The following is a 16,636-nucleotide window of genomic DNA, read 5'->3' as shown; positions in this document are numbered from 1 at the left end:
GTGCGCGGCAACCTGCCCAATGTCTATGACGGCATCTACCGCGCCGCCTATTCCTACGGCATGTCGAAAGCGATGACGCAGAAGCTGATCAAGCTTCTCGCCTCCGACGTCGATTTCCAGTCGCGGATTTCACCGGCCGACCGCCTCGAAGTCCTGTTCTCGCAGCCTGATGGCGACGACCAGACCTCCGACGATTCCGAGCTTCTTTATGTATCGGCGACCTTCGGCGGCCAGACGCGCAATTTTTACCGCTTTCAGATGCAGGACGGCGGCACCGACTATTTCGACGAAAATGGTTCGAGCGCCGAGCAGTTCCTGCTGCGCAATCCACTGCCCGCCGGCAAATTCCGTTCCGGCTTCGGCGCGCGCCGGCACCCGATTCTGGGCTATGTGCGCATGCATACCGGCGTCGACTGGGCGGCGCCGATCGGCACGCCGATCATCGCCGCCGGCAACGGCGTCGTCGAGAAGGTCGGCTGGGCCGGCGGCTACGGCAAGCAGATCATCATCCGCCACGCCAATGGCTACGAGACCTCCTACAATCACCAGAGCGCTTTCGCCAACGGCATCGAGCCCGGCGTGCGCGTCCGCCAGGGCCAGACGATCGGCTATCTCGGCCAGACCGGTCTCGCCACCGGCCCGCATCTTCACTACGAGCTGATCGTCAACGGCACCAAGGTCGACCCGATGCGTGTGCGCCTGCCGGTCGGCAAGGTGCTGAAAGGCGACGATCTCGTGGCCTTCAAGCGCGAGCGTGAGCGCATCGACGATCTTCTGAAGCAGGAAGACGGCAACTCGCTGAAGGTCGCCAGCGCCAAGGCTGATTCGCAGCTTCCGAACTAGGGCGTGGACTCATAAGCGCGTAGCCAAATGGCGCGTAGCCAAATCCGAATGGCTGCGAGGCTTGATGAACGCAAGGTAATTGGCCGCGAGTTTGTCATATCGCGTGGCGACCCGCCGACATTGCTTGATCCGGTTGAAGAACCGCTCGACCAGATTGCGTGCCCGGTAAAGATAGGGGCTAAAGCAGATGGGGTTCTTTGCGGTTGCGTTTTGGTGGAATGTTGGCCGTGCCCCGCGCTCCCCGGCAAATTCTCTGATCTGCATCGTCTCCACAATCAGCGAGCAACAGAGCCCCTGATTTCAGATCAGATAGCAGTTCGGTGACGAGCCGGTTATCATGAGCCTCACCGGTCGTCAGTTCGAGGCGAACGGGCAATCCGCTAGTATCGACGCACTTAGCCCTTTGTGGCGGGTACAGGCGGCACCGGCAGAATGATTTCGGAGGCGACCTTCCAGTCCTTCCCGACGCGAAGCCAATTGATGATCATTAGAAACGGTCTGGCTGTTCCGTCCTGCCCCGCATAAGAGACCGCGATGTTCATCGGCACGTACGACTCGGCAACGTCGCGCGTCAGGCCGACAACCTTGAACTTCGAATAGTCTGGCTCGAGCACGACCGGACCGGAGCTACCGATATCATGCAGCTTTTGATCAACCGCCTCGTTGCCCCAAAAGCCGGCCCAGTTTCCCTCGGACTGGATCGCGCTCTTAGCCACCAATAAAGTCGAGGGCGATTGCCAAAACATCCCATGCAGAGCCTTGAAATCGTGGTTGTTGGCCAGTTCCATCAGCCTGCCGAACCTCGATTTTATCGCACTAAGGGTCGCAGCATCCAACGGCTCTTTCCTGACGGCGGGAGCTGCTGCGACGGCTCCGATAGAAAAAGCTGAGGCAGCGAGGGCGACAAGAAGTGTCTTGTACATGCGGGAATTTCCCTTCCAACGTCTGGCTCGCGTCATGATAACGCCCTTCGCGTTCCGCGATTGATATGACTTACCCGCTTCGATCGACCGAAGACGTCCTCAGGACGATTTAGCTCGCGCATTCGCGCAGCAAGGCTATGATTTTCGTATCGAGAGCTCGAGCGACGGTAAGAGCTTCCGAACTGCCATAATGCAGCAGATAACCCTCCATTTTGTCATAAGAGACGTGCACCCCGTCGGTACGCTCATCAATAAGCACTGTGACTGGAGCGTAGGATCCAGCCTCGGGCACGTGCTTGACCATTTCTTTCATGATGAGTGGATTGCCGACCACAAACCGCATGATGTTAGGCGTCTTGGATCCGGTTTCGCGACGCAGAATATCGCCCAGGTCGAATTGCACGAAGAGCATAAGGTCCGTTCGGCCGAGGCTGCGTTGTACAACGCGCTCCAAATCCGGGAAGGAATTGGTCGCTCTCGTCTCTTTGAAAAATTCGACTATGTCAGGCTGTCCGACCGCGGACTTGAAGGCGGCCACAACAACGTCGAATGGTTTTGAGCTCGTGAGGCTGAAACGTTCCACCTCGACTTTGGCGATTGTCATTTTATCCTCTGTAACAACTCTCATTGATAAGGCTGCGTCCGATGGCGTCGGAACGCGCCTGGATCATGCAGTCGCGGGCTGCGCTTCTAGGAAGGTCCGGACGTGGCTGACGAACATCCCGTGGTGCTGAAACAGGGAGCCGTGCCCTGAATCGGGATAGAGGATTAGCTGAGCGTTGCTGAGTTGCTTGAACATTGCGTAGGCGTTGCTCGCGGGCAGCATGGTGTCGCGGCTGCCGCTGACCACAAGAGTGGGCTGGCGGATGGCGCGCAGAACGGCGTGCCCGGGATCAGGCGTGGCGCACCAGGTGATCAGAGCCTTGGCCTGCGGATCGGTGACCGCGCTGCCGTTATCGGTGTCCCGATCGTCCTGACGCACCTTCGTCCTCTTCAGAAAAGCCAAGCCGGAGGACTGGCTGGCGGGTGAGTTCGTGAAGAACAGCGGCATACGGGGGTCCGGCGCATCGGTTTGGGAAAACGCGTCCTGCAGAACCGCTAACAGGTGTTCCTCTCCGCCTTTCGGCGCAGTACCGACGAGTATGAGCTTGCGGACCAGTTGTCCGTGCTCGGCGGCGATCTGCTGAGCGACGCAGCCGCCGAGAGAAAAGCCGAGCAGGTCCACTTCGAAGAGACCGAGCAAGTCGACGAAATCGACAGCGTCTCGCGCCATCGCCGCGACGTTGTCGGGCGTTTGACCGGTCGAGCGGCCGACCCCTGCATTGTCAAACGCGATCACGGGGCGATCAGCGGCCAGAGCGTTGACGACGGCGGGATCCCACGCATCGATGTTGCCCGAGAAGTGCTGCAGAAGAATCAGCGGAGTTCCGGTCGCGGGGCCGAGACGGCGATAAGCGAAGCGAATTCCGTTGCCTTCGATGTAACGGGTCGGCGCCGTTTCGAGTGTGGCGGCGTCCTGGCCTGTGATGTCGAGTTGAGTCATGTCATCCTCCGGATGCTTGGCATAAAATGATCGAGTGAGGGATCGTCGTAGCGCCGCGACCGAGGCCTTCTCCAGGATGTCGCCGGCGCTTCGCCGCGTTTGCGCCATCGCGGTCCGAGGCGTTCCAGATTCCTCTGAGCGAGCGTGCACGCTCCCGGCGCGGAAGCGCCGGGAGCGGTATCGTCACTTCGCGAGCGTTGCCTTTGCGATGACCTCGGCGACTTCCTTCGCATGGACGACGAGCGAGGCATGGCTGCCGGCGACTTCCGTCGTCTGAGCCTTCATCCTGGCTGCGAACGACTTCTGGGCATCGGGCGCGATGACCTTGTCCTTCGTGGTGATGACATCGAACGTCGGCTTGTCACGCCAGGCTGCAATGGTCACGGGAGCCTCGAACGCAGCCAGACTCAATGGTATCTGCGCGTTGGCCAGGTGCTCAGCGATCTCGGGCGGAAGGTCAGCCGCGACCGCCGATGGAAACACCTTCGGGTCAATGTACAAATTGCCCTTCGCGTCGGGATGGATCGCGTTGCCGCCTTCAGTCGGCGGGCCGGCTTTTGACAGCGATGCCAGGGATTCGCCGACATCGGGCGCGAAGGCGGAGACGTAGACCAGCGCCGAAATCTTGGGATCGTCGCCGGCTTGCGTGATCACCACGCCGCCCCAGGAGTGGCCGACCAGAACGGTCTTGCCGGCCTGCTTCGCGAGCGCCTGTTTGGTGGCATCGACGTCGGCGTTGAGCGAGGTGAGCGGATTTTCGACAAGCGTGACGTTGTAGCCTTTTTTCGTGAGGATATCGGCGACGGGCTGCCAGCTCGTCTGGTCAACGAAAGCGCCGTGCACGAGCACGATGTTGTGGGCTGCTCCCTTGGGCAGTTCGGCAGAATTGGCTGAACCGACCAATGTCGATCCGGCCAGGAGTGCGGCGGCTGAGAAGAGAATATTTCGCATTGAATGGTCCTTTGCGTATCGGACGGAATGAGGTCCGTAGGGGAATGGGCAGGCGTTTCCACAAGGTCGCGGTTCTTCCATCTGCCGTTGGCGAGATGGTTGCCGCACGTGACGTCGGCCCGCCGCGGCATGAAGTAGTCCGCCGGCATTCCGGACGGTAGGGATTAATCGTCCGCATGTTGTGTCCGATCGTCCACCGGTCTAATCTGGGCGGCATGGATATCCTCGCCCAGGTGCTCGATCGTGTTCGTCTCGGCGGGACGCTGCTGTATCACTTCGAGCTGGGCCATCCCTGGAATCTGGAGCTGCCGGCGCGCCCTTACGCGTTGTTTCACTATCTCAGCCGGGGCTCGGCGACGCTTGCGCTCGAACAGGGAGAGGAAATCCAGATGACCGAGGGCGATTTCGTCGTCATCACACGCGGCGAGCCCCATGTGTTCTATTCGGATCGCCGGGCCGAGCCTTTGCGGATCGTGGATATCGATCGAGCGTCGTCGCGGTTTGGCGTCATTCGTCACGGCAGCCGCGCAAAGCCGCTCTCGACCATGATCTGCGGCAATTTCACGGTGTCCCGGCCGATGTTCGGCAGCGTGCTGGAGCTGCTTCCGCCCGTGCTCCTGCTGAAGCCGACGGCGGACGGTGGCTGGCTCGAAGCCATCCTGCGCCGCATGGTCAGCGAGTCCGCGCTCGAGCGTCCTGGCCAACGCGTCGCGCTTTCACGACTGACGGAAGTGCTCTTTGTCGAGGCGCTCCGAAGCTGGATCGCATCCCTCGGTCCCGGACAAGGCGGCTGGCTCGGGGCTATATCTGATCGGCATATCGGACCGGCGCTCAAGCTGATTCACGAAAGCCCGGAGCGGCCCTGGACCCTGAGCGACCTGGGCCGTCGCGTCGGGCTCGGCCGCTCGGCATTTGCGGCGCGTTTTACGAAGCTCGTCGGCCAGTCCATGCAACGTTATGTGATCGAACGCCGGATGGCGGAGGCGGCGTTCCTACTAGAAACCAGCGATGAGTCCATCGCACGGATTGCGAACCGGGTCGGCTACGAGACAGCGGCGGCGTTTTCGAAGCTGTTTCATCGATATAACGAACAGTCTCCAGGCCGTTACCGGGCCGCTCGACGCGCCCACGGAGGCCGCGCGCGGTCGGACGAAGTACAAGTATCCGATTGACCTCGAACAAGCGCCTTCGCCATGTCTGCAACTTGCCGATATTGTTGCAAAAGTCGAAAATTGAACGACCCTGAAAATCTCGCGAAAGTCGATTGTTGGACCTGCCCGCTGCTGCATCGCTTTTCAAGGCTACGACGAAGATCCGTGAGCGATTTTAGGTGAAACGATACGGTCCCCCATATCGTCGCGCCCAAAAGGCATCAGCGGCTCTGGGATTTTTCCTTCGCCACCAAAAAGACTTTTGCAACAATATCTGCCCTTAGCGGCTCTTCGTCTCAGATGCTGTGATGACAGTCGGATAGCGGATATGGGTCAAGCCGCGCTCGCGAGCCTCGATTTTATGGGTACACACCCTAATCCGCTGCCTGCTGGGGCCAGGGCGACGCCTGCCCGGATGCGGTGAACCAGGCGATGACCGACGACAAAAGGCAAAGCAGCGCGGTGACTGCGGCGACCACAGCAAAAGCCCAATCGCTTGCCGCAATCCTCGCCGCATCGACATTGGCAGCGAGCCCGGACGCCGGCGGTTCGCCAAAGCCGGGAATTCCGGAGACGCCGCCGGTCATCCGCGCATAGACGATTGCAGCCAGCGATCCCATCGCCGCCACGGCGATCAGGCCGCCAACGCGAGAGACGGCATTGTTGATGCCGGACGCCGCACCCGTGTCCTTGTCCTCGACCGATGTCATGACTGCCGTCGACAGCGGCGACACGACCAGCGCCATGCCGAGCCCCATCAGCCCCATCAGCGGAAAGATGCCGGTCCAGAAATTGTGGATCCCGGCATAGGTGAGCAGCGCGAGGCCGCCAAAGCCGATGGCCACGACAAGGCTGCCGCCGGCGATCGGCAGGCGCGGCCCGATCCGGTCCGACCATTGCCCGACCGGTCCTGACAGCAACGCGATCAATACCGATAGCGGCAGGAAGATGAAACCGGCCTCGGCCGAACTCAGCCCCCAGCCGGCGATCAGCAGCATCGGCAGGTAGAACAGATTGGCCGACAGCGCGAAATAAAGGAAGAACGTCGCCAGGTTGGCGCCGGCGAAAGCCTTGATGCCAAACAGGCTGAGATCGATCATCGGCTCGCGCTGCCAGCGCTCATAAAGGACGAAGACGACAAGCAGGACCGCCCCGGCGACGATCGCCGGGACCGGTATCAGCCCGCCGCCCTCGGCGTTCATCGCCGTCAGCCCGTAGGCCAGCGCCCCGAAAGCGAGCGTCGCCAGCCCGGCGCCGCCGAGATCGAGGCTGCGCTTTTCGGTCGGCTGGTCGGCCGGGACCTTGGCCAAAAGCAGATAGATCGAAACCAGCCCGAGCGGCAGGTTGATGGCGAAGATCGCACGCCAGATGCCGTTGCCGAAGGTCGACAGCACGAAGCCGCCCAGGACCGGGCCAAGCGCCGTCGTCAGCGCCGAGGCCGCCGCCCAGATGCCGATCGCCCGGCCGCGCTCCTTTTTCGGATAGGATTTGGCGATGATGGCAAGGCTGCCCGGCACCATGATCGCCGCACCGATGCCCTGGATGGCGCGGAAGGCGATCAGCACGGTGGGATTGGGCGCCAGGGCGCAGGCAAGCGACGCGGCGACGAACAGCGCGATCCCGGTCACGAAGGCACGCCGCAGGCCAAACCGGTCGCCGGCAGCACCGCCCGCCAGAATCAGCGCCGAAAGCGTCAGCGCATAGGCGTTGGAGATCCACTGCGCCTGCGCCAGGCTGGCGCCGAGATCGACGCGTAACGCGGGCATTGCAATCGCCAGGACCGAACCGTCGATGAAGCCGAGCGCCGAAGCCAGGATCGCCGCGATCAGCACATATCGGCGCCGAGATTGCGGACAGAACGTGCCGTTCTGAGCGGATCCGGTGAGCGGGATAGCGGCAGCTTCGCCTGGAGATTTCATGACAGCCTGCTTAAACCTCCAATGCTTCCGCAACAACCGGCCAGCACCTTGCAGTGTTTGAACCCAGTTTCGAGCTGGCCGCATGGGCAGGGTGACATCTGCCCGGATGCAAACGGCACATGGCATGTTAACGTTCCGCAGAGAGCCGCCAGGCAAAGGGGACGCCCGCATGAAACGACCGCTTGAACCGTCGGCCGAATCGCGCGGACGCATCGTCGGCATCACCGACGGCGTCTTCGCCATCGCGCTTACGCTCATCGTGCTGGAGATCAGGGTGCCATCGCATGAGGCGGTCCATTCCGAAGGCGAATTGCTTTCGGCAATCCTGGCGCTGGCGCCGCGCTTCCTGACCTACGCGCTGAGCTTTTTGACGCTGACCATCTTCTGGTTCGGCCAGCAGGCGCAGCATGGGCTGATCGCAAAGTCGGACCGGCGGCTGGCGACGCTGAACCTCTGCTTTCTAGCCTTCATCGCGCTATTGCCGTTCTCCACCGACCTTCTGGCCGATTTCCTCGAATTCAGGCTTGCGGTGCTTGTCTACTGGCTGAACCTTTTGATGCTCGGCCTCACCTTGCTTGCCAGCTGGCGTTACGCCGAGAAAAACGGCTTCGTGGCCGAAGGCGTCGATGCGCAAACGACGCGTACTGTCTACCTGCGCATCGTCAAGGCGCAGATCCTATGGGCGATCGGCGCGGCGCTCTGTCTCATCAGCCCGCTGCTCAGCGTCGGCTTCATCCTGGTTGTGCAGCTCGTCTACGCCACCGCGCCACGCAGCTCACTGCTGCGCCACATAGTCGGCTGAAGAGCCGCCGACGAACTCCACCGTGACGCCCGGCGACACCAGTTTGGCAAGCTCTCGCGCATCCCAATTGGTCAGGCGCACGCAGCCATGGCTCTCGGTCTTGCCGATCTTGGAGGGATCGGGCGTGCCGTGGATGCCGTAGGTCGGCTTATCGAGCGCGATCCACACCGAGCCGACCGGACCGTTCGGCCCCGGCGGGATCGTGAGAATCTTGTCGTTCTGGCCCTGCTTGAAATTGATGTTCGGGTTGTAGGTGTAGTTCGGATCGAGCGCGACGCGCGAGACGGCGTGAATGCCGGTCGGCGAAGGCGTGTCGGCCGAGCCGATGGTCGCCGGATAGGCCGCGACCAGCTTGCCGCCCGCATCATAGGCGTAGACTTCCTTCTTGGTCTTGTCGGCGACAATGCGCGCCACCGGCGTCGACACCAGCTTGCCGAAATTGGCGACCTTGATCATCGTGCCGGGGCGATTGAAGTCGACCCCTTTGTTGATCGACTTCAGATAGGTCTCGTCCATGTGGAAGCGCTCGGCCAGCGCCTCGGTGACCGAGGTGTAGCACATGCAGTCGAGCCTGGCCTTCTGGCTGTAGTCCTCGGGGATCGAGGCGAGATAGTGGCCGGCCGCATCCTCCGGCGTGATCGTGTAGGAGGCAAAGGCATCGCCGCCGGACTGGGCAAGCGCCGCCTGGATGCCGACTTCATCGGTCGATTTCAAACTGGTGCCGTTGATCTCGTTGTAGGCGGCCAGCGCCTTGTCGACATTCGAGCCGAAGCGTCCGTCGATCACGCCCGGCGAGGCGCCGCCGCGGTCGAGCAGCACCTGCAGCGCGGCGACGTCCTGGCGCACCCCGAGCGACAGCGATGGATCGACGGTGGCCTTGCCGCCGATGTCCGGCGACGGCTGGGCGTCGGGATTGGTCTGCAGCACTTCGCCCTGGCCCGGCTGCTCCGGGTCGATCGACGCCTCGTTCAGCGGCTGGCGCTTGATGGTGTTGGACTTCGGCGCCTCCGGATAGGTGGTCGCATAGCCTTCATCGTTGTTGGGCGCCGGCGGATAGGCATCGACGGAATTGTCGTCGTTGGGGTCGTACTCATCGACCGGTGGCGGGATGACGCGGCCGTTCTCCTCCAGCTGCCGGCGGCGGAAGCGGGCCATGTCCTCGGGATTGTCGAGATAGTAGCGGTCGTCGTCCTCGGCCGGCGCGGGGCCGAGTTCCTGCATGCGCATCTGCCGGCGAAGCGCGCGGCGATCGAGCCTGCTGCCTGGCGGCTGGATGGCGATGACCTTGCCGGTATCTGCATCGACCAGGACGCGGTTGCCCCTGGCGTCGTAGTAGATGTCGATATTGCCTTCTTGAGCCAGCATCAGCGCGCCGCGCTCGGTCGGGCGCGCGCTTTGCGCGCCATCCACGCTCGGCGTGGCGAACGCACAGGAAGACACCAGCCCGGCCGCGAGTGCCGAAAGGGAAAAGATCAAGCGCAGCATGCGGGTCAAGCTCTCCGGTCGACTGGGCTTCTGGCGGGCGAACCCTTCGCCAGCAAACCAGTTACCCAAGTTAAGGTTCCAACATGAACCGGGCATGAAGATGGCGGTTTTCCGGTGCCTTGAGGAATATCAGCTGATGCGTGTCGCGCAAAAGTGTGCAGCGGTTGTGCGATAACGACATGCATGAAAACAAAGTCTTAAAGCGCATCGCCTGAATCCGCTTCAGCGCGACGCGCTTTAGCCTTTGGCAAGCCCCAATTCGCTACGTGCCTGTCTGGTCAGCTTGAGGACGACCAGGCGATGGCTCTCGCGCAGATAGTCCTCGAGCGCCGCATCATCCATGCTTTGGCTTGTCTGACGCTGGATCCATTTCATGCCGCGCGAGGCAAGATAAGGCGCCGGCCGGCAGCCCGGCTGATCCTTCAGCACGTCATAGGCCATCTCGGAGCATTTGAAGGTGACGAAAAGCTGGCCGCCCTCGTTCCAGCCGCCAATGGCAAACACCTTGCCGCCGACCTTCCAGACATGGGCCCCGCCCCACTGGACCACATGCGTCGCAGCGGGCAGCGAGGCGCAGAAGCCGTTATAGTCGTCGAGCTTCATCGAGTTCTTCCCAGCCATTCGAATCGGCAGCCGATTATGCGCGGTCGCCGGGAATAACAAAGCGCGCCGCACCAGTCCGATGCGACGCGCCCTTTCGTTTCAACTTGCCCGGGGTCAGGCGGCGGCTTCCGTCGCCACCACCGTCGGCTTCGAGCGGAAGTTCAACCGGTCGGAACCCGCGGTGACCTTGACGGTCGAGCCGTCGAGGATCTCGCCGAGCAGGATCTTCTCCGCCAGCGGGTCCTGCAGCTCCTTCTGCATCACCCGCTTCAGCGGCCTGGCGCCATATGCCGGATCGTAGCCCTTCGAGGCCAGCCACTCGATCGCGTCGTGATCGAGCGACAGCACGATCTTGCGGTCGACGAGCAGGTTCTCCAGCCGCTTGAGCTGGATCTCGACGATGCGGTCCATGTCCTGCCGGCGCAGGCGGTGGAACAGGATCACCTCGTCGACGCGGTTGAGGAACTCCGGCCGAAACGAGGCCTTCACCACGGCCATCACCTCGTCGCGCACCGCATCGACATCCTGGTCGTCGCTGAGGTTGACCAGATATTCGGCGCCGAGGTTGGACGTCATGATGATCAGCGTGTTGCGGAAGTCGACCGTGCGGCCCTGGCCATCGGTCAGCCTTCCGTCGTCGAGCACCTGCAGCAGCACGTTGAACACATCCGGATGCGCCTTCTCGATCTCGTCGAAAAGCACGACCTGATACGGCCGGCGCCGCACCGCTTCGGTCAGCGCGCCGCCTTCCTCATAGCCGACATAGCCGGGAGGCGCGCCGATCAGCCGGGCGACGGAGTGCTTTTCCATGAACTCCGACATGTCGATGCGCACCAGCGCCGTCTCGTCGTCGAACAGGAAGCTGGCCAGCGCCTTGGTGAGCTCGGTCTTGCCGACACCGGTCGGTCCGAGGAACATGAACGAGCCGATCGGCCGGTTCGGATCCTGCAGCCCGGCGCGGGCGCGGCGCACGGCCTTGGACACCGCCTGCACGGCTTCGCCCTGGCCGACGACGCGCTTGCCGATCTCGTCCTCCATGCGCAACAGCTTCTCGCGCTGCCCTTCCAGCATCTTGTCGACCGGAATGCCGGTCCAGCGCGACACGACATGCGCGACATGGTCGGGTGTGACCACCTCTTCCACCATGCCGGTCTTGCCGTCCTGCGACTCGGCTTCCTTGAGCTTCTTCTCGAGCTCCGGGATCTTGCCATAGGCAAGCTCGCCGGCGCGCTGGAACTCGCCCTTGCGCTGCGCGATCGCCAGTTCATTGCGCGTCTCGTCGAGCTGCTTCTTCAGGTCGGCGGCAAGGCCAAGCTTCTGCTTCTCGGCCTGCCACTTCGTGGTCAGTTCGCTCGATTCCTCCTCGAGGTCGGCGAGTTCCTTCTCCAGCCGGGCAAGCCGGTCCTTCGAAGCCTCGTCCTTCTCGACCTTCAGCGCCTCGCGCTCGATCTTGAGCTGCATGATGCGGCGGTCGATCTCGTCCAGCGCCTCGGGCTTGGAATCGACCTGCATGCGCAGCCTGGACGCCGCCTCGTCGACCAGGTCGATCGCCTTGTCCGGCAGGAAGCGGTCGGCGATGTAGCGGTTGGAAAGCGTCGCCGCCGATACAAGCGCGGAATCGGAGATGCGCACCTTGTGGTGCTGCTCGTACTTCTCCTTCAGGCCGCGCAGGATCGAAACCGTGTCTTCCACCGTCGGCTCGTCGACGAAGACGGGCTGGAAACGGCGGGCAAGCGCGGCATCCTTTTCGACATGCTTGCGGTATTCGTCGAGCGTGGTCGCGCCGACGCAGTGCAGTTCGCCGCGCGCCAGCGCGGGCTTCAACAGGTTCGATGCGTCCATCGCGCCGTCCGCCTTGCCGGCGCCGACCAGCGTGTGCATCTCGTCGATGAACAGGATGATGTTGCCGTTGGCCGAGGTGACCTCGTTGAGCACGGCCTTCAGCCGCTCCTCGAACTCGCCGCGATATTTGGCGCCGGCAATCAGCGCGCCCATGTCGAGCGCCATCAACTGCTTGTCCTTCAGCGATTCCGGCACGTCGCCATTGACGATGCGCAGCGCCAGGCCCTCGGCGATGGCGGTCTTGCCGACGCCCGGCTCGCCGATCAGCACGGGGTTGTTCTTGGTGCGCCGCGACAGCACCTGGATGGTGCGGCGGATCTCGTCGTCGCGGCCGATGACCGGATCGAGCTTGCCGGCGCGGGCGTCGGCGGTGAGGTCGCGCGCGTATTTCTTCAGCGCGTCATAGCTCTGCTCGGCGCTGGCCGAGTCGGCTGTGCGACCCTTGCGGATATCGTTGATGACCTGGTTAAGCGCCTGCGCGGTGACGCCCGCCTTGGACAGGATGTCGGCGGTCTTGGCCGACTTCTCCATGACCAGCGCTTGCAGCAGCCGCTCGACGGTGACGAAGCTGTCGCCGGCCTTCTTGGCGAGGTCCTCGGCGGTCGAAAACACCTTGGCAAGAGGCTGGGCCAGGTAGAGCTGGCCATTGCCGCCCTCGACCTTGGGCATGGCTTCGAGCGCCGCCTCGACGCCGAGCTTGACGTCGCGGACATTGCCGCCGGCGCGCTCGATCAGGGATGCGGCAAGGCCCTCGTCGTCGTCGACGAGCACCTTGAGCATATGTTCGGGCGTGAATTGCTGGTGGTTGCGCGAGAGCGCCATGGTCTGCGCGGACTGGATGAAGCCGCGCACGCGCTCCGAGTATTTCTCAAGATTCATTCTCTGTCTCCTTCCATCACCGGCCCGCTTTGCGGCACCGGATCAGATTGCGGTGACGGGCCCGCCCATAAGAGCCGAACCCTGTTTCCTGGCGAGATATGGTGCGCGGGCGGCAGGCTCTCAAGACGTCTGGCTAGCGCAATTCCAGGAAAAGTGTGATGCGGTTTTCCGTTCGGAATTGCGTAAAGCAAAAAGAGAGAGCAGTTCGCCGTTTTCGTGAAACGGCGAAACGCTCTATCGGCACGCCATATTATTCCATCGCCCGCAAAAACAAAAACGGCGGAGAATGCTCTCCGCCGTTTGCAATATCCGAAATGGCCTCTGGATCAGTTGTTCGCGTCGGCGGCAACGGGCTCGCCTGCTTCGCTGGCAACCGGCGCCGGCTCGCCGGCGGCAGGCTCGCTCGTCGGCCTTGCCTCTTCGGCCGGCCTGGTGCTGGCCTCGTCGCCATTGTTTATGGCGCTATGCGCTTCGGCTGACTTTTCGGCGCTCGAGCCTTCGGGGCTCGCGCCTTCTGGCTGACCGCCCTGCTCGCCGCTGCTCGCCTGATCGGCATAACTGCCGCGCGGGCGGCGCGGCCGCCGCGGCCGGCGACCGCCGCCATTGTCCATGGCGGCTTCGTTGAGCTCGGCCTGGGCGGCAAGGGCTGCCGGCGAAAAGCTGTCGAACTGCGGCGTCTGCTCGGCCTGTGAACCAGCCTCGCCGGCTGCCTCAGGCTGCGCCTCATTGCGGCGGTTCTGGTCGAACTGCTGGCCGCCCTGCTCGCCGCGCTGGCCGTTCTGGCCAAAGCCGCCGTTGCGGCGGTCGCGATTGCGGTCGCGGCCATTGTTGTCGCGCTGTCCCCCGTCCCGCTGGCCGCTGTCGCGGCGATTGTTGTTGTCGCGGCCGCTTTCCTGGTTGTAGGCGAGTTCGGCCGGCGTGCCTTCGATCACCGGCTGCGGTCCGGAGCCGTTCGCCGCGGCCGGCGCCTCGGCGCCATTGCCGCCGTTATTGTCGAACTCTTCGCGATCCTCGTCGAGATCGTCATCGAAGTCGTCGCGGTTCTGCTGGACATTCTGGATCGGCATCTGCGCCTGCGCGGCGGCAATGATGCGATTGTAGTGCTCGGCGTGCTGGAGATAGTTCTCCGCCATCACCCTGTCGCCGGAGCTTTGCGCGTCACGGGCGAGCGTGGCGTATTTCTCGGCGATCTGCTGAGCCGACCCGCGGATCTTCACGTCCGGGCCGTTGCTCTCGTAAGTGCGGGTCAGGGGATTCGGCCCCTTGCGGTTGTTGTTGTTGTTGCCACCGCCGCCATTGTTGTTGCGACCGCGCATGCGCCTGTTCTGCTGTTGTGGCCTCATTAGACTCTCTTCATAGTGAATTTTCGAAAAACTCTTCACGAACGGAGGCGCTCATGCGGCCAGCCGTTTCGTTTCTTCACCGGCGTTCGCCCGCATCAATTGCGTTGGCGCCACGTGCCATCCTGTTCCGGTTACATCACTTGCCAGATGATTCCCGCACGAAGCTTGGGCGTCGTTTGCGCAAGAAGGCAGCTATTTCCAAGGAAAACCGAATCGCTGGGAGCACTGCCTGCTTCGTCTCATCCGGTTGAGCCGGACCCTAACTGCATTCCCCGGTGTTGCCAAGCGGTTTTTTCGCACTGCATCAGGGCTTTCAACGCTCGAACACCAGAACTCTGTCATTGCCGCCGAGGTCGCGATGTGTCCCGGTTAACACATAGCCGGTTGCCGCGAATATTCCGCTGACCTCGTTTTTCTGCGTGTAGCCGATCTCGACCGCTACCTTGCCTTGCGCTTCCAGAAATGCAGCCGCTTCGGCGGCGATGACCCTGTAAGGGTCCAAACCGTCCGTGCCGCCATCAAGGGCCGGGCGCGGGTCGAAATCGCGGACCTCGTCCTGCAGATTTCCAATGTCTCCGCTGGGTATATAGGGAGGGTTCGAGGCAATTACATGGTAACGGCCCAAAACTTTTTCGAACCAGTTGGAATGCAAGGCTTTGAAGCGCTCGCCGAACCCCAGGTCCCGGGCGTTTCCGGCCGCGGTGGCCAATGCATCGGGCGAAATATCGACGCCTGTCGCAGTCGCGGCCGGAACGGCGCCGAGCAGCGCCAGCGCGATGGCGCCGGTGCCCGTGCCGAGATCGAGAATACGGCATTCCCCGAGCCTTTCGGCCGTTGCCCGGGCGAAGGGCAGGACGGCGTCGATCAGCGTCTCGGTGTCCGGCCGGGGCTCCAGCGTCTCCGGCGAAAGCGACAGGCGCAAACCGTAGAATTCGCGGTAGCCGAGGATACGGTGTACCGGCTCGCCTGCGATGCGACGCCTGAGGGCCGCTTCGATGGCCGAAAGCGCCGCGGAACCCACCTTTTGCTCCGCTTCGGCAATGGCCTGGGTGCGGGTCGTGCCGGAGAAATGCTCGACGATCAGCCGGGAATCGAGCGCCGGATCGGCAATGCCGGCGGCGTCTAGGCGCCTGCGCGCCGCCCTGAGCAGCGGCCCGAGCGCCGCGGGCAGTTGGTCAGCCATCGAGGCTCATATCGGCAAGCAGCTTCGACTGATGGTCGGCGATCAGCGCGTCGACCACCTCGTCGAGCTCGCCCATCATCACCCGGTCGAGCTTGTAGAGCGTGAGGTTGATGCGGTGGTCGGTGACGCGCCCTTGCGGGAAATTATAGGTGCGGATGCGCTCCGACCGGTCGCCCGAGCCGACCTGCGACTTTCGCGACGACGAGCGTTCCTCGTCGGCCCGGCCGCGCTCCAGGTCGTAGAGCCGCGCGCGCAGGATCTGCATGGCGCGTGCCCGGTTCTGGTGTTGCGACTTTTCCGCCTGCACCACCATGATGCCGGTCGGCAAATGGGTGATGCGAACCGCCGAATCGGTGGTGTTGACGTGCTGGCCGCCCGAACCCGAGGCCCGCATCGTGTCGATGCGGATATCCTCGGCCCGGATCTCGATATCGACCTCCTCGGCCTCCGGCAGCACCGCCACCGTAGCCGCCGAGGTGTGGATGCGTCCGCCGGCCTCGGTTTCCGGCACACGCTGGACGCGGTGCACGCCGGATTCGAACTTCAGATGCGCGAACACGCCCTTGCCCGACACCGAGGCGATGATTTCCTTATAGCCGCCGACCTCGCCGTCGCTCGCCGACACCGTCTCGAAGCGCCAGCCGCGCGAGGCGGCATAACGCTCATACATGCGGAACAGATCGCCGGCGAACAAGGCCGCCTCGTCGCCGCCGGTGCCGGCGCGGATTTCGAGGATGGCGTTCCTCTCGTCGGCCGCATCCTTGGGCAGAAGCAGGATCTGGATGTCCTTCTGCAGCGCTTCGATGCGGCTCTCGACTTCCGGCAGGTCCGCCTCGGCCAGCGCGCGCATATCGGCATCGGTCGCCTTGTCGGCCAGCATCGACTCGAGGTCCGTCTGCTCCTGCTCGGCGGCGCGCAATGCCCGGATCTTGCCCACCATTTCCTGGATGTCGGCATATTCGGAGGCCATCTTCACATATTGATCGGCGGCGGGCCCGGCCGACATCTGCGCTTCGAGCATGTCGAAACGCTTGACGACTTGATCCATACGGTCGCGGGGCAGGTTGATCATGGTCTTGGAACTTCAATGAAATTCACGTCAGGGCGAGTCGAAAATAGCGAGTTTCGAGTACCGGAGCGGAATGTACATTTAGGTACATGAGCACCGG

Annotated in this window: 14 protein-coding genes and 1 pseudogene (1 of these 15 running past the window's edge); 3 read left to right on the top strand and 12 right to left on the bottom strand. The window is 63.0% G+C overall.

What is annotated here, in order from left to right; genetic code table 11:
• Positions 1 to 843, top strand: partial view of a M23 family metallopeptidase gene (locus tag FJ418_RS14100; protein ID WP_140866369.1) — the final stretch only. It extends 1,137 nt beyond the left edge of the window; 843 of the gene's 1,980 nt are visible here — the last part of the coding sequence; its start codon lies beyond the left edge, outside the window; its stop codon occupies positions 841 to 843.
• Here the strand turns inward: FJ418_RS14100 and FJ418_RS32375 are convergent.
• The 5 genes and pseudogenes from FJ418_RS32375 to FJ418_RS14075 all read right to left on the bottom strand — a co-directional run.
• Positions 840 to 1,234: pseudogene (locus tag FJ418_RS32375) on the bottom strand (IS5 family transposase); the annotation flags it as partial. The gene FJ418_RS14100 and the pseudogene FJ418_RS32375 overlap by 4 nt on opposite strands.
• Positions 1,235 to 1,238: 4 nt before the next feature.
• The gene (locus FJ418_RS14090) at positions 1,239 to 1,766 is read right to left on the bottom strand and encodes a hypothetical protein (RefSeq protein ID WP_140866364.1); all 528 of its coding nucleotides are present in this window, start codon (positions 1,764 to 1,766) and stop codon (positions 1,239 to 1,241) included.
• Between the two features lie 109 nt (positions 1,767 to 1,875).
• Positions 1,876 to 2,370: a DUF302 domain-containing protein gene (locus FJ418_RS14085; RefSeq protein ID WP_140709451.1), complete on the bottom strand. Its 495-nt coding sequence runs from the start codon at positions 2,368 to 2,370 to the stop codon at positions 1,876 to 1,878.
• A gap of 63 nt (positions 2,371 to 2,433) precedes the next feature.
• The gene (locus FJ418_RS14080) at positions 2,434 to 3,309 is read right to left on the bottom strand and encodes an alpha/beta hydrolase (RefSeq protein ID WP_140866361.1); all 876 of its coding nucleotides are present in this window, start codon (positions 3,307 to 3,309) and stop codon (positions 2,434 to 2,436) included.
• 183 nt (positions 3,310 to 3,492) lie between these two features.
• The gene (locus FJ418_RS14075; RefSeq protein WP_140658894.1) at positions 3,493 to 4,260 is read right to left on the bottom strand and encodes an alpha/beta hydrolase; all 768 of its coding nucleotides are present in this window, start codon (positions 4,258 to 4,260) and stop codon (positions 3,493 to 3,495) included.
• A 215-nt stretch (positions 4,261 to 4,475) separates the two neighbouring features.
• Between FJ418_RS14075 and FJ418_RS14070 the strand changes: the two genes are divergently transcribed.
• Positions 4,476 to 5,432 carry an AraC family transcriptional regulator gene (locus tag FJ418_RS14070; RefSeq protein WP_181166935.1) on the top strand — a complete coding sequence of 319 codons (957 nt, stop codon included), beginning with the start codon at positions 4,476 to 4,478 and terminating at the stop codon, positions 5,430 to 5,432.
• Between the two features lie 353 nt (positions 5,433 to 5,785).
• Here FJ418_RS14070 and FJ418_RS14065 read toward each other — a convergent pair whose 3' ends face one another.
• Positions 5,786 to 7,330: an MFS transporter gene (locus FJ418_RS14065; protein WP_140866358.1), complete on the bottom strand. Its 1,545-nt coding sequence runs from the start codon at positions 7,328 to 7,330 to the stop codon at positions 5,786 to 5,788.
• A 169-nt stretch (positions 7,331 to 7,499) separates the two neighbouring features.
• Here FJ418_RS14065 and FJ418_RS14060 point away from each other — a divergent pair, with 169 nt between their 5' ends.
• On the top strand, positions 7,500 to 8,132 hold the full coding sequence (locus FJ418_RS14060) for a TMEM175 family protein (protein WP_140866356.1): 633 nt from the start codon (positions 7,500 to 7,502) through the stop codon (positions 8,130 to 8,132).
• Here the strand turns inward: FJ418_RS14060 and FJ418_RS14055 are convergent.
• The 6 genes from FJ418_RS14055 to prfA form a co-directional block, all read right to left on the bottom strand.
• Positions 8,106 to 9,617: a L,D-transpeptidase family protein gene (locus FJ418_RS14055; protein WP_140866353.1), complete on the bottom strand. Its 1,512-nt coding sequence runs from the start codon at positions 9,615 to 9,617 to the stop codon at positions 8,106 to 8,108. The genes FJ418_RS14060 and FJ418_RS14055 overlap by 27 nt on opposite strands.
• Positions 9,618 to 9,854: 237 nt before the next feature.
• The gene (locus FJ418_RS14050; RefSeq protein ID WP_140866350.1) at positions 9,855 to 10,220 is read right to left on the bottom strand and encodes an MmcQ/YjbR family DNA-binding protein; all 366 of its coding nucleotides are present in this window, start codon (positions 10,218 to 10,220) and stop codon (positions 9,855 to 9,857) included.
• Positions 10,221 to 10,334: 114 nt separating this feature from the next.
• Positions 10,335 to 12,941: an ATP-dependent chaperone ClpB gene (gene clpB, locus FJ418_RS14045; protein WP_140658889.1), complete on the bottom strand. Its 2,607-nt coding sequence runs from the start codon at positions 12,939 to 12,941 to the stop codon at positions 10,335 to 10,337.
• Positions 12,942 to 13,267: 326 nt separating this feature from the next.
• Entirely contained in the window at positions 13,268 to 14,257 is a 990-nt protein-coding gene (locus FJ418_RS14040) for a DUF4167 domain-containing protein (RefSeq protein WP_140866347.1), read from the bottom strand.
• Between the two features lie 340 nt (positions 14,258 to 14,597).
• Complete coding sequence (gene prmC / locus FJ418_RS14035; RefSeq protein WP_140866345.1) at positions 14,598 to 15,467, bottom strand: peptide chain release factor N(5)-glutamine methyltransferase; 870 nt, start codon at positions 15,465 to 15,467, stop codon at positions 14,598 to 14,600.
• A complete protein-coding gene (prfA, locus tag FJ418_RS14030) occupies positions 15,460 to 16,539 on the bottom strand; it encodes a peptide chain release factor 1 (RefSeq protein WP_140866342.1) in 1,080 nt (359 codons plus the stop codon). The genes prmC and prfA overlap by 8 nt, the downstream gene beginning before the upstream one ends.
• Positions 16,540 to 16,636: the final 97 nt, after the last annotated feature.

Origin of the sequence: Mesorhizobium sp. B2-8-3 (assembly GCF_006440815.1) — a bacterium.
GTDB lineage: Bacteria > Pseudomonadota > Alphaproteobacteria > Rhizobiales > Rhizobiaceae > Mesorhizobium.
This window is presented reverse-complemented; position numbering and strand designations above follow the sequence as displayed.